Annotated in this window: 9 protein-coding genes; 3 read left to right on the top strand and 6 right to left on the bottom strand. The window is 69.3% G+C overall.

Annotated features, from left to right (window positions below; genetic code table 11):
• Positions 1 to 129 precede the first annotated feature (129 nt).
• Positions 130 to 1,023, top strand: coding sequence for a PEP-CTERM sorting domain-containing protein (locus tag ABDJ85_RS01335; protein WP_347702924.1), 894 nt, complete (start codon positions 130 to 132; stop codon positions 1,021 to 1,023).
• 13 nt (positions 1,024 to 1,036) lie between these two features.
• Complete coding sequence (locus ABDJ85_RS01330; protein ID WP_347702923.1) at positions 1,037 to 2,230, top strand: glycosyltransferase; 1,194 nt, start codon at positions 1,037 to 1,039, stop codon at positions 2,228 to 2,230.
• A 6-nt stretch (positions 2,231 to 2,236) separates the two neighbouring features.
• Here the strand turns inward: ABDJ85_RS01330 and ABDJ85_RS01325 are convergent, their stop codons facing one another.
• The 6 genes from ABDJ85_RS01325 to ABDJ85_RS01300 all read right to left on the bottom strand — a co-directional run bounded on the left by ABDJ85_RS01325 (position 2,237) and on the right by ABDJ85_RS01300 (position 11,960).
• Positions 2,237 to 3,646: an efflux transporter outer membrane subunit gene (locus ABDJ85_RS01325; protein WP_347702922.1), complete on the bottom strand. Its 1,410-nt coding sequence runs from the start codon at positions 3,644 to 3,646 to the stop codon at positions 2,237 to 2,239.
• Positions 3,646 to 6,834, bottom strand: a complete 3,189-nt coding sequence (locus ABDJ85_RS01320; RefSeq protein ID WP_347702921.1) for an efflux RND transporter permease subunit — start codon at positions 6,832 to 6,834, stop codon at positions 3,646 to 3,648. Before ABDJ85_RS01320 ends, ABDJ85_RS01325 begins: the two co-directional genes overlap by 1 nt.
• Before the next feature lie 9 nt (positions 6,835 to 6,843).
• On the bottom strand, positions 6,844 to 8,085 hold the full coding sequence (locus tag ABDJ85_RS01315; RefSeq protein ID WP_347702920.1) for an efflux RND transporter periplasmic adaptor subunit: 1,242 nt from the start codon (positions 8,083 to 8,085) through the stop codon (positions 6,844 to 6,846).
• A gap of 117 nt (positions 8,086 to 8,202) precedes the next feature.
• Entirely contained in the window at positions 8,203 to 8,856 is a 654-nt protein-coding gene (locus tag ABDJ85_RS01310; protein ID WP_347702919.1) for a PEP-CTERM sorting domain-containing protein, read from the bottom strand.
• 140 nt (positions 8,857 to 8,996) lie between these two features.
• The gene (locus tag ABDJ85_RS01305) at positions 8,997 to 11,042 is read right to left on the bottom strand and encodes an ATP-dependent helicase (RefSeq protein ID WP_347702918.1); all 2,046 of its coding nucleotides are present in this window, start codon (positions 11,040 to 11,042) and stop codon (positions 8,997 to 8,999) included.
• A gap of 195 nt (positions 11,043 to 11,237) precedes the next feature.
• Positions 11,238 to 11,960 carry an autoinducer binding domain-containing protein gene (locus ABDJ85_RS01300; protein ID WP_347702917.1) on the bottom strand — a complete coding sequence of 241 codons (723 nt, stop codon included), beginning with the start codon at positions 11,958 to 11,960 and terminating at the stop codon, positions 11,238 to 11,240.
• Positions 11,961 to 12,132: 172 nt separating this feature from the next.
• Between ABDJ85_RS01300 and ABDJ85_RS01295 the strand changes: the two genes are divergently transcribed.
• Positions 12,133 to 12,522 carry a DUF4902 domain-containing protein gene (locus ABDJ85_RS01295; RefSeq protein ID WP_347702916.1) on the top strand — a complete coding sequence of 130 codons (390 nt, stop codon included), beginning with the start codon at positions 12,133 to 12,135 and terminating at the stop codon, positions 12,520 to 12,522.
• Positions 12,523 to 12,589 lie beyond the last annotated feature (67 nt).

Genomic DNA, 12,589 nt, shown 5'->3' with positions numbered 1-12,589 from the left:
CGCCGGCCAGGTGCGAATAGGTCCCGCGCCCAAAAGGCTCATTCAAAACCCCGTGGGCGGGTGGTGGTGGTGCGCATCGACGCTCACCACAATCGTTGCACGCTCACGCCAACCTTCCAGGCTCGCACCATGAACATCCAGCCAGACCTCATCGCCCGCGCGCGGCAAGCGCTCGAATCAACCGCCCTGGCCACGCTGGCGCTGGCGCCGCTGGCCATGCAGTCGGCTGAGGCCGTGACGCTGGATACCGGCAATCTCACCGTGGACCGCAGCGGCGCTTATTTCTACAACTCCTCGGGCTATTTCGCTGACTGGCGGGGCCAGCCCACCGGCGCAGCGCAGGTGCAGGCCAACCCGGATGGCTCGACCAAGCTCTTCGGCACCGCCACCGCGAGCCCTGGTCAGTTCCTGGCCCACAACTGCTACACCGACCCCTACACCGGCTGCTCTTGGTATGAGGACCGCGGCATCGCCCTGGTCTGGTCGGGGACCCTGACCAGCCCAGCGGCCGTGGGCGACCGCTTGGCCATCACCGTGGACTTCACGGTGACCCTGCCGGACGTTGGCGGCTCGTGGAGGCTGGGCGCCACGTTGTCGGACAACAACCTGAACAACACCAACGGGTTCTCGTTCGGCAGCGGCAGCGCCAGTGGCTGGGAGTCCGAAGGCGGCACTTACCACGTGCATGGCGTCCTCCTGACCGACCCCATCTACTACCTGCCCGAAGACCCCGCCGCCCCGATCTACTGGGGTGTGGTGCTCAGCGGCACCGCGAACGCCCCGTGGAATGAGCGCTATTACTCCGAGACCTACAACCAACGTGTGACGCCCTACCGCTCGGTCACGCTGACCGTGCCGGACCACTCCATCGACATCACCCACGTCGACGCCAACTACACCTACGACGGCCCGCTCGGCCTGGTCTCGGCGCCGGTCCCCGAGCCCACCACCTGGCTCTTGATGGGCCTGGGGCTGGCCTTCCTCGCGACGCGCTATCGCAGTCAGGATGGCGGTCGCGCCTGAATCCAGGGCTGGCTTGAAGAGCAGCTCGGCGCCGGCAAAGCGCCGGCTGTTGCTGGCGCTGCCGCAATCGCTGTATGACCTGAGCAGCGGCGCTGCTGTCTCCACACGCCTGTTGGTCTACCAACTGGCTGCGGCCGGATGGGCCGTGCACGCCTTGTGCACCTCGGCCACCGAGTCGGGGCAGTTGGGCCTGCCGCCCGAGGGCGCGCGCTGGCCGGCCGTGTGCCGCACAGCGCTGCCGGCTGGCAAGGCTGGGTGGCCCCCACGCTGGCTGATCGACGACGACGGCCTCCAGGTCGAGCTCTGGGAGTTGCCCGCTGGCACCCGCCAGCAGTGGGCCGAGCAGGTGGGTGATGCCTTCGATGCCCGCATCCTGCAGTTGCTGCAGGAGCTTGCGCCCCAGGTCTACCTCAGCTACGGCGCCGAACAGCGCGACCACCGCCTGGCCCAGGCCGCACGCGCCGCAGGCAGCCGCGTCGTGCTGGCCCTGCACAACCTGGCCTATCTGCAACGGCCGCTCCCGGTGCATGACGCCCTGCTCATGCCCTCGGACTGGCTGGCGGCCCGGTATCGCGGCGTCTCGGCACAGCCCTTTGGCACCTTGCTGCCTCCGATGTGGCCGGCCGACACCGCCGTCTCCCGGCATGACCCGGTGTTCTTCACCTTCTTCAACCCGGAGGCGGCCAAAGGCGCCGAGCTGGTGCTGCGCCTGGCGGCTGCCTTGCCCGAGCTGCCCTTTCTCATCGTGGGGGGGCGCGCCGGGCCGGCGGCGGTGGCCGCGCAGGCCCGCGCCATTGGGCTGGACGCTGCGGCGCTGACGAACGTCACGCTCTCGCCCGGCGGCGTGCCGGTGCGCGAGCTGCTGGCCCTCACACGTGCCGTGCTCGTGCCCTCGCTGGTGGAAGAGGCCGCCGGCCGCGTGGCCGCCGAGGCGCTGGCCAATGGCATCCCGGCCTTGGTGTCAGACAGCGGCGCCCTGCCCGAGATCGCGCAGCCAGGCAGCCAGGTGCTTGCGCTGCGCCGGGCCGCAAACGGCCTGGCGCGGGTGGATGCTCAGGCGGTTGAAGACTGGGCCGCTGTGCTGCGCTGCTGGGGCACCGAGGCGGGCTGGCAGGCGGCGGCCGAGCATGCACAGGCCAGCGCCGGGCGCTGGGACGCCGCCGCGCAGACGGCGCGCGCCAACGCGTGGTTCAGCGGCCTGCTGTAAACCTGGCTACGGCCGGCTGGGTGGTGCCCCGGCATCGCCGCCGTCACCCCCCAGTGCCCGCCACAAGCCCACCAGGTTCTGCGCCTGCACGCTTTGCGTCTGCACCAGCGCCTGCTCGGCGGCAAAGGTGGAGCGCTGGGCGTCGAGCAGGTCGAGCGAGTTGGTGATGCCGGCGTCAAAGCGCGCCTGGGCCAGGGTGGTGCGACGGCGCTCGGCGCTGAGCTGGGCGAGCTGGGCCTCACGCTGCTCGGCCAGCAGGCCGCGGGCGGCCAGGGCGTCGGCGACCTCGCGGAAGGCGGTCTGGATGCCCTTTTCGTACTGGGCCAGCGCGGTCTCGCGGGCGGCGCGCACCTGGGCCAGATTGGCGCGGTTGCGGCCGGCGTCAAAGAGCGGCATCACCAGCTGGGGCGCAAAGCTCCAGGCCGAGTGCTTGAAGAGGTCGGAGAGGTCGCCGCTGGCGCGGCCCACGCTGCCGGTGAGGGTGATGCGCGGGTAGAAGGCGGCGCGGGCGGCGTCGATGTTGGCGTCGGCGGCCTGGAGCTGGGCTTCGAGCTGGCGCAGGTCGGGGCGGCGCTGCAGCACGCTGCTGTCGATGCCGGCGGGCAGCTCGGTCAGCGGGGCCAGGTCTTCGAGCCGGCCCAAGGGGGGAGGCAGGTCGGTCGGCAGGGCGCTGCCGACCAGCAGCACCAGGGCGTTCTCGTCGAGCGCCTGCTGGCGTCGCACCTGGGCCAGGGCCACGCGCGCGGCTTCCAGCAGGGACTCGGCGGCGCGCAGGTCCAGCTCGCTGGCCACGCCGCGCTCAAAGCGCTGGCGCGTGAGGCGCAGCGAGGCCTCGCGGCCGGTCAGGGTGTCCTGGCTGATGCGGCGCAGCGCGGCATCGCTCTGCAGCGCGATCTCGGCATTGACGACGCTGGCGATCAGGCTGGTGCGCACCGCTTGCTGAGCGCTGCTGGAGGCCAGCACCTGGGCCGCAGCGGCAGCGTCGAGGCCGCGCAGGCGGCCGAAGACGTCGAGCTCGTAGCCGCTGACCTGCAGGCCGGCGGTGTAGAGGCTGCTGATGCCGCCGCTGGCCGTGGGCTGGCGTGAGCCGGTGAGGCCGGCGTTGACCGTGGGCCAGAGGTCGGCGCCGCGCGCGGCTGCCACGGCACGGGCGCTCTCGACATTGAGGGCCGCAATGCGCAGGTCGCGGTTGTTTTGCAGCGCCAGCTGGATCAGCGCAGGCAGGCGCGCGCCCTGGAAGGCCTGGGCCCAAGGCAGGCCGGGTGTGGCGGCCTGCGGGGGCTTGCCAATCTGGGCGGCCGGCAGGGCGGCGGGCAGGGCCTCTTGGGCGCTGGTGTGGCGGGGCTCGGCGCCGGGGCCGAGCGCGCAGGCAGTCAGCAGCAAGGCCGGCAACAAGAGCAGGGCGGGGCGGCGCATCAGGCGTCTCCTTCGCGGGTGGGGGCTGCTGGGTGGGCTGCTCCAGTGGTCTCGGCATCGGGCTCGTGCGCATCAAAGCGCCGTTGCCGCTCGCTGCCCGGGAACAGGCGCCGCGTGACGACAAAGAACACCGGCACCAGCAGCACCGCGAGCATCGTGGCCGTCAGCATGCCGCCGAGCACGCCGGTGCCGATGGCGCGCTGGCTGGCCGAGCCCGCGCCACTGGCCAGCACCAGGGGCATGACCCCGAGCATGAAGGCCAGCGAGGTCATCAGGATGGGCCTGAAGCGCAAATGCGCCGCCTCGCGCACGGACTCGACAAGGCCATGGCCGCGCGCATGCAACTCCTTGGCGAACTCGATGATCAGCACCGCGTTCTTGGCCGCGAGGCCGATGATGGTGATCATGCCGACCTTGAAGTAGACGTCGTTCTCCAGCCCGCGCAGGTCAGCGCCCAGCACGACCCCGAGCACGCCGAGCGGCACCACCAGCAGCACGGCGAGCGGGATGGACCAGCTCTCGTACAGCGCCGCGAGGCACAGGAAGACCGACAGCAGCGAGAAGCCGAACAGGATCACCGCCGTGGAGCCCGACAGCTTTTCCTCGCGCGAGATGCCCGTCCACTCGTAGGCAAAGCCGGGCGGCAGCTCGGCGGCGATGCGTTCCATCTCGGCCATGGCGGCGCCGGTGCTCACGCCCTTGGCAGGCTCGCCCGCGATGCGGATGGCCGGGTAGCCGTTGTAGCGGATGGTTTGCACCGGGCCGGTCACCCAGCGCGTGCTGGCAAAGCTGGCCAGCGGCACGGGCTGGCCGGCGCCGTTCAGCACATGGAGCTGCAGCAGGTCCTCGGGCCGCATGCGCGCCTCGGCCTCGGCTTGCACGACCACACGCTGCATGCGGCCGGCGTTGGGGAAGTCTCCCACATAGCTGGAACCGAGCGAGGTGCCCAGCACCGCATTGAGCGCGGCGATGGACACGCCCTGGGCCAGGGCCTTCTCGCGGTCGATGTCGAGCTGCAGTTGCGAGGCGTCTTCCAGGCCGTCGGGCCGCACGGCAGCCAGCAGCGGGCTCTTGGCCGCGGCCGCCAGCAACTGGCCGCGCGCGGCCAGCAGCTCGGCGCGCGAGTGGTCGCCGCGGTCCTGCAGCCGGAAGGCAAAGCCATTGGCGCGCCCCAGGTCGCGGATGGGCGGCGGGCTGACCGGGAAGATCACCGCGTCGCGGATCTTGGACAGCGCCGGGAAGGACCGTGCCACCAGCGCCTGTGCGCTGTGCTCGTCGCCCTTGCGCTCGTTCCAGTGCTTGAGGCTGACGAAGCCCAGCGCCGCGTTCTGCCCCGAGCCGGCAAAGCTGAAGCCGACCACGCTGATCATGTTCTCGACCTCAGGCTGCTTGAGCATGAAGTCCTCGACCTGCTGCATCACCGCCAGCGTGCGCTGCTGCGCCGCGCCGGGCGGCAACTGCACATTGACGAGGATGTTGCCCTGGTCCTCGTTCGGCACGAAGGAGGTGGGCAGGCGCAGGAAGACCCAAGACGCCGCAACAATCACCGCCAGGTAGACGATGGCCGCGCGGCCGGTGTGCTGCACCAGCGTGCCCACCCAGCCCTCGTAGCGCGCGGCCAGGCGCCCAAAGCCCCGGTTGAAGCGGCCGAAGAAGCCGCGCTTTTCCAGGTGGTGGCCGGCCGCCACGGGCTTGAGCAGCGTGGCGCACAGCGCCGGCGTGAGCGTCAGCGCCATGAAGGCCGAGAAGGCAACGCTGCTCACCATCACGGCCGCAAACTGCCGGTAGATGTTGCCGATGGCACCGCCAAAGAAGGCCAGCGGCACGAAGACCGAGATCAGCACCACCGTCACGCCGACGATGGCGCCGGAGATCTGGCCCATGGCCTTGCGCGTGGCGGCCAAGGGCGGCAGGCCCTCGGTGCTCATCACGCGCTCGACGTTCTCGACCACCACGATGGCGTCGTCCACCACGATGCCGATCACCAGCACCATGCCGAACATGGTCAGCACATTGATCGAGAAGCCCAGCGCCAGCAGCGTGGCAAAGCTACCCAGCAGGGCCACGGGCACGACGAGGGTGGGGATCAGCGTGTAGCGGATGTTCTGCAGGAACAGGTACATCACCAGGAAGACCAGCAGCACCGCTTCCAGCAGCGTCTCGACGACCTGCGAGATCGACAGATCAATGAAGAGCGAGCTGTCGTAGGGGATGGTGGCCTTCACGCCCTCGGGGAAGTAGGGGCGCAGCTCCTCGACACGCTGCTTGAGCAGCTTGGCCGTGGCCAGGGCATTGGCGCCCGGCGCGGGCAAGACGCCGATGCCGACCGAGGCCTTGCCATTGATGCGCGTGGTGCGGCCGGCATAGCTCTGGGCGCCCAGCTCGATGCGGGCCACGTCGCGCAGGCGCACGGCCGAGCCGTCGGGATTGGCGCGCAGCACGATGCCGCCGAACTGCTCGACCGTGCTGAGCTGCCCGCGCACCACCACGGTGGCGTAGAGCCGCTGGGCATCGACATTGGGCAGGTCACCCAGCGTGCCCGAATCGACCTGGGCGTTCTGCGCCCGGATCGCCTCGTTCACGTCGGCCGGCGAGAGCCGGTAGCCCACGAGCTTGGCTGGGTCCAGCCAGATGCGCATCGCGCGCTCGGCGCCAAACAAATTGGCCTGGCCCACGCCCGGCACGCGCTGGATCTCGGGCAGCACGTTGCGGGCCGTGTAGTCGCCCAGCTCGAACACGTCGCGCGAGCCGGTGTCGCTCGACAAGATGATGAAGAGCAGGAAATTGGGGTTGGCCTTGTCTACCCGCACGCCCTGCTGCACCACGCTGGACGGCAGGCGCGGCGTGGCACGGGCCAGGCGGTTTTGCACGTCCACCTGGGCCAGGTCGGGGCTGATGGCGGGGTCGTAGGACAGGGTGATGGAGCCGCTGCCGTCCGACTGGGCCACGGCCTCCATGTAGAGCAGGCCGGGCGAGCCGTTCATCTCGCGCTCGATGGGCGCGATGACGGCGTCCTCCAGCGTGCGGGCGCTGGCGCCGGGGTAGACGACCGACAGCACGATGGACGGCGGCGCCACCGGCGGGTATTGGTTGATGGGCAGCTGCGTGACGGCAACACCGCCGAGCACGGCGATGAAGAGCGCGATCACCCAGGCGAAGACCGGGCGATGGATGAAGAACTGGGCCATTGCCGCTCCTCAGCGCGACGCGGCGGAGGCAGGCGCCGAGGCGGCCGCTGGCGCAGCGGCAATCGCGCCCGTGGGCACCCAAGGCACAGCACGCACCTTGGCCCCCGGCTTGACGCGCTGCAGGCCGTCCACCACCACGCGGTCACCCGCCTTGAGGCCCGACATCACCAGTGCGCGGCCCGGCTGGCCGGGGCCGGTCTGCACCGGCTGGACGCTGAGCTGCTCATCGCTGCCCACCACCAGCACCGTGTCGCCCTTGGGGCTGCGGGCCACGGCCTGGTCGGGCAGCCACAGGCCACCGGGCACCTCGGCCTGCGCCACGCGGACGCGCACGTAGAGGCCTGGCAGCAGCTGGCCCTTGGGGTTGGGCACCTCGGCCCGCAGGGCGATCTGGCCCGAGCTGGGGTCCACGCTCAGGTCCGAGAACAGCAGCTTGCCGCGCAGCGGGTAGGGGCTGCCGTTGTCCATCAGCACCTGCACGGCGGCGGCGTCCTTGCCGCCGGCGCGCTGCAGCCGGCCCTGGGCCAGGGCCTCGCGCAGGCGCATCACCTCGGCGGCGGGTTGCGTGAAGTTGACGTAGATCGGGTCGATCTGCTGCACCACGGCCAGGGGCGTGGCCTCGCCTTGGCCCACCAGGGCGCCTTCGGTCACCAGGGCGCGGCCGATGCGGCCGCTGATGGGTGAGGTGACGCTGGCATAGCCTAGGTTGATGCTGGCCGTTTGCACGGCGGCCTTGGCGGCGGCGACCTCGGCCTTGGATTGCTGGAAGGCCGCCTGCGCGCTCAGCGCCTCTTGCTGGCTGACGGCCTGGGTGCTGACGAGCTGGGCATAGCGCTCGGCCAGTGCCTGGGTCTGGGTGAGGTTGGCCTCGGCCTTGGCTTGCGCGGCCCGGGCACTGTCGAGCTGCGCCTTGTAGGGGGCGGCGTCGATCGCAAAGAGCGGCTGGCCGGCCTTGACGTCGCTGCCCTCTAGGAACAGGCGCTTGTCCAGGATGCCGGCGGCGCGGGCGCGCACCTGGGCCACGCGGTAGGCCTCCAGGCGCCCCGGCAGCTCGGCCACCAGCTCGGCAGCGCCGGGCTGTACGGGCACGACGCCCACCTCGGGCGGCGGCGGGGCCTTGGGGGCGGCCGCAGGTGCACTGCTGCCGCCGCTACAGGCACTCAGCAGCAGGCCAAGGGCGCCCAGGCAGAGGCTCAGGCGAGGGGAGAAACGCAGCAAGGCGCCCACAGGGGCGCGGCAAGGCAGAGGCATGGCAGCTTCAGGGGCAGGGGTGGTGGGCACGGGCCGCAGGACGCGGCCGGCGCCGCCACTCTAGCGCGCCCTAGTGAAGCAGTGTGAAGCTGGGGCCATCAGCCCGCCAACGCGGGCTCAGTGGCGGACCAGCGCCGCACGCGGCCGGCGGCGCAGCGCGCGGTGCAGCAGCACCAGGCTGGCCAGGGCCGTCAGCGTGAGCCACAGGCTGCCGGGCTCGGGCACGCGCTGGCTCAGGCGCACGTTGTCCAAGTTGCCACCCAGGGTGTCGCTGCGGCCCACGGCGCTGAAGCTCAGCACATTGGGGCCGCTTTGGGCCACCACGCTGAAGCGGTGCTCGCTCCAGAGATTGCCCGCGCCGCCGTCACCGGTGAGCGTGCCGCCCAGTTGCAGGCCGTTCCAGTAGACCTGGATGCCATTGGTCGCGGCAGCCTGGAACTCACGCGGCGCGTACCAAAAGCTCAGGTCATAGGCCAGGCCGGCGGCCAGGCCGTTCAGGGTCTGGCCGATGGTGGTGTTGCCGTTGGTGTCTAGCTCCAGGTAGTTGCCGCCGTCCTGCGCGGCGCCGGCCACGTTGTTACGGACCTCGAAACCAGTGCCCGGCCCGGCCAGCCAGGTCCAGCCTGGCATGCTGTTCACCTGTGCCCAGGAGCCATTGCCCACCGGCGTGGCCTCGAAGCTGCCATTGACCAGCAGGTTGGTCGGCACCGGCGCAGCCTGCGCGGTGAGGCTGGCGGCCAGCAGCGTGAAGAGGGCGAGGGCACGACGCATGGAGAACTTCCCATCGAGGCAGTGACGATGGCGCTGATTCTGGAAGTCCCCCTCGGAAACCCTGCGTGCAGACGGCACACCCCGCCACCGCACCCCCCGGGAGCTGGTGGGGTGGGTGTGATGCATGGCACGGAATGCCGCTAGCCGTTTGGCGTGGCACGTGCGGCGGCTTGGGCGGCCAGCTCGGCCCGCATGCGCTTGAGCTTCTCGCGCGGGTCTTCGCGGCCCGAGCCTTCGTGCAACTTCATCTCGGCGATGAAGCGGCTCGGGATGCCGGCGATGGTCTCGCGGCCCTTCTTGCGGCGGCGCAGGGTCGAGACGGCGAGCGTCTGGCGGGCGCGGGTGATGCCGACGTACATCAGCCGGCGCTCTTCCTGCAGGCGCTCGGGCGTCATGTCGTCGTCCTCGACCTTGAAGGGCAGCAGGCCCTCGTTGACGCCGGCCAGCAGCACGTGCGGCCACTCAAGGCCTTTGGAAGCGTGCAGCGTGGTGAGGGTGACCTGGTCCTGCTCGTCGCCGCGCTCGGCGATGCTGAGGATGATGCTGATGGTCTGGGCCACTTGCAGCACGGTCTGCTTCTCGCTCTCCTGGCCGCCATCCTCGGGCAGGCCGCCGCAGCGCTTGGCGATCCAGTCGATGAAGTCGATCACATTGCTCCAGCGCGCGGCGGCGACCTTCTCGTTCTCTTCGCTGTCCGTCAGGTGCTGCTCGTAGCCGATGTCGAGCAGCCACTCCATCAGCAGGGTGCGGGCGGCCTCGTGGCCTTCCGCGTGCCGGGCGCGGTACTCCAGGTCGTTCACGTAGCGGCCAAACTCGTGCAGCGAGCCGATGGCGCGGGTCGAGAGCGCGGAGCTGAGCGACTCGGCAAACAGGGCCTCGAACATGCTGCACTTCCACTTGGCCGCGAACTCGCCCAAGCTGCCCAGCGTCTGGTGCCCGATGCCGCGCTTGGGCGTGGAGACGGCGCGCAAAAAGGCCGGGTCGTCGTCCTGGTTGACCAGCAAGCGCAGCCAGGCGCACAGGTCCTTGATCTCCGCCCGGTCAAAGAAGCTCTGGCCGCCCGAGACCTTGTACGGGATCTGCGCGCGGCGCAGCGCCTGCTCAAAGATGCGGGCCTGGTGGTTGGCGCGGTAGAGGATGGCGAAGTCGCTGTAGTTGGGCGCCTTGCCCTCGGCGCGCAGCGCATTGATGCGGGCCACCGCGCGCTCGGCCTCGTGCTCCTCCCCGTCGCACTCCAGCAAGGCAATGGGCTCGCCATCGCCGTACTCGCTCCAGAGCTTTTTCTCGTAGATCTTGGGGTTGCCGGCGATGACGTTGTTGGCCGCGCGCAGGATGGCGCCGGTGGAGCGGTAGTTCTGCTCCAGCGGGATGACCTTCAGCAGCGGGTAGTCCGAGGGCAGGCGCTTGAGGTTCTCGATCGTGGCCCCGCGCCAGCCGTAGATGGACTGGTCGTCGTCGCCCACGGCGGTGAACATGCCGCGATCGCCCACCAGCGATTTCAGCAGCTCGTACTGCACGGCATTGGTGTCCTGGTACTCGTCCACCAGCACGTAGCGCAACTTGTCCTGCCACTTTGCGCGGGCTTCCGCGTCGGTGGTCAGCAGCTTGAGCGGCAACTGGATCAGGTCGTCAAAGTCCACCGCCTGGTAGGCGGCGAGGCGCTCTTGGTAGCGCGTCATCACGGCGGCAGCGGCGCGCTCGTTGTCGTTCTTGGCGGCAGCGGCGGCCTGCGCGGCGTTCAGGCCCTGGTTCTTCCAGAGAGAGATCGTCCACTGCCACTGGCGGGCGGTGTTGATGTCGGTGGTGCCGCCGGCATCCTTGAGCACCGAGAGCACGTCGTCGCTGTCGAGGATGGAGAACTGCTCCTTGAGCCCGAGCCGCGAGCCCTCTTCGCGCAGCAGGCGCACGCCCAAGGAGTGGAAGGTAGAAATGGCCAAGTCCTTGGCGGCTTTGGGGCCGACCAAGGACTTGGCTCGTTCGCGCATTTCTTGCGCGGCTTTATTGGTGAACGTGATCGCCGCGATCTGCCGAGGCAGATAGCCGCCCTCCAGCAGCCGGGCGATCTTCGTCGTGATGACACGCGTTTTGCCCGAGCCCGCCCCGGCAATGACGAGGCAGGGGCCGCTCAGATGATGAACGGCTTCTAGCTGGGCTGGATTGAGACTGGCAGGCGGGGACGACGACATGGGCGCGGCATCATGCCACCCCGGGTCGCGACACCCTTAACCGCCGGTACGGGGGAGGTCGGTTTCTTCGAAACCAAAGAATTCGCAGAACAGTTGGTAGAGGGACATGGCTGGCTCCGGTGCGTTGAACTCGGAACCAACTTTCCTCCCTAGAACCGAAGTCGAATACCTAGCAACCTGTACAGGTCGTTGCCCTCAAAGGATGCCCAGGTTGACGCACTTGAGCACCGCCTGGTGCTTGCTGGCCACGTCCAGTTTGCGCATGGCGTTCTGCAAATGGAAGTTCACCGCCGAGGCGCTGATCGACAGGATCTGCCCGGTCACGTAGGCGCTCTTCCCATCCATCGTCCATCTCAGGCACTCAAGCTCACGAGGGGTGAGGTTCGGCCTGGGCTCGGGTGCCTCCAGCTCGTCGTCAAAGATCTGCTGCGCGGCGTACTGCGCGTGGACCGCGAGGAGCTGCAGGTCTGCCAGCATTCGAGTCAGCTTTGACTCGCTACGCGGCAGGTTCTTCGGGCGATCAACGCCCAACAAGAAATGGCGGTCGTTGGGCAGATGCAAGCCGACAGAGATCCCCGTGCAGTAGCCAAACGGAGCTTGCTCTTCCCACAGGTCGCCAGCCCCTGCGTCGGCGTACAGCTTCTGGTCGTAAATGAAAGGCACGCTCGACTGCATCAAGCGGTGCAACACGGGGTCGGTGCGCGCCTGATCGAGATTTCTTGAGATTTCGAGAAATGCTGCCGGTGTGTTGGCGACCGAGCGAATCACGACATCCGGAGCGTTGAAAGGTCCCTTCATCAACACCGCCGAAACCAGCCCAAATTCCATGCGCTCCGCCATGCGCACGAGCTGGTTTTGCAGCTCCGGCGCCGAGGTCGCGAGGCCAACGTTGGTGTAGTCCTGGAGTCGGATCTCCATGAGTCTCGTTTGGCAAGGTTGCTAGGTTGCCGCTGGGGGCGGGGCTTCTCAAACTCCCCCTCACCTCGACATCAAAGAAGGAGGTCGTATGTCGAAGTTTTCGCTCAACGATGTTATCTCTTGGGGAGAGACATCAGAGCCCATTTTGTTTAATGGCCCCTGGACTGCGTGCTTGCGTCACGTCCAGACGCAAGGCCTGGCACCTGATGGCGAGCCCTCGCGGGCAGAGGGCATCACGGTGTGGGAAGCGCGCTGGCATGGGCGGCGCGTGGGCCTGGCCTGGCGCTGGCTGCGGCGCGGGCATCGGGTGGTGGCGCTGGCCGACCCGATGCAGATCGCCGCCAATGTGCCGCTGGCTTGGGCGGATGGCCTCGTGCTGCCGGCCGAGCGTGCCATCGTGGAGCTGAACAACATCGTGCACGGCCTGGCCTGGCAGGCCCAGGTGTGCCACGAGTTGGATGGCGGGGCGCAGCCGCGTCGTGCGCGTGTGGCCCTGCGGCCGGGCGAGCACCGGCGCCCCGAGGTGGTGGCTTCTAGCGCAGACCTGCTATCCCCTGCGTGACGGCGGGTTGCGGCGCGGCTGCGTAAGCTGCGGGTTTTGATCCAAGGGGGGCTCAAGGCCCCCCACT

This window comes from Roseateles paludis (genome assembly GCF_039872745.1).
Lineage (GTDB): Bacteria > Pseudomonadota > Gammaproteobacteria > Burkholderiales > Burkholderiaceae_C > Pelomonas > Pelomonas paludis.
This window is presented reverse-complemented; position numbering and strand designations above follow the sequence as displayed.

Excerpts from the sequence above, each read along its gene's own strand:
- ABDJ85_RS01325 (WP_347702922.1), bottom strand. The coding sequence starts at position 3,646 with ATGCGCCGCCCCGCCCTGCTCTTGTTGCCGGCCTTGCTGCTGACTGCC.
- ABDJ85_RS01315 (WP_347702920.1), bottom strand. The coding sequence starts at position 8,085 with ATGCCTCTGCCTTGCCGCGCCCCTGTGGGCGCCTTGCTGCGTTTCTCC.
- ABDJ85_RS01305 (WP_347702918.1), bottom strand. The coding sequence starts at position 11,042 with ATGTCGTCGTCCCCGCCTGCCAGTCTCAATCCAGCCCAGCTAGAAGCC.
- ABDJ85_RS01300 (WP_347702917.1), bottom strand. The coding sequence starts at position 11,960 with ATGGAGATCCGACTCCAGGACTACACCAACGTTGGCCTCGCGACCTCG.
- ABDJ85_RS01310 (WP_347702919.1), bottom strand. The coding sequence starts at position 8,856 with ATGCGTCGTGCCCTCGCCCTCTTCACGCTGCTGGCCGCCAGCCTCACC.
- ABDJ85_RS01335 (WP_347702924.1), top strand. The coding sequence starts at position 130 with ATGAACATCCAGCCAGACCTCATCGCCCGCGCGCGGCAAGCGCTCGAA.
- ABDJ85_RS01320 (WP_347702921.1), bottom strand. The coding sequence starts at position 6,834 with ATGGCCCAGTTCTTCATCCATCGCCCGGTCTTCGCCTGGGTGATCGCG.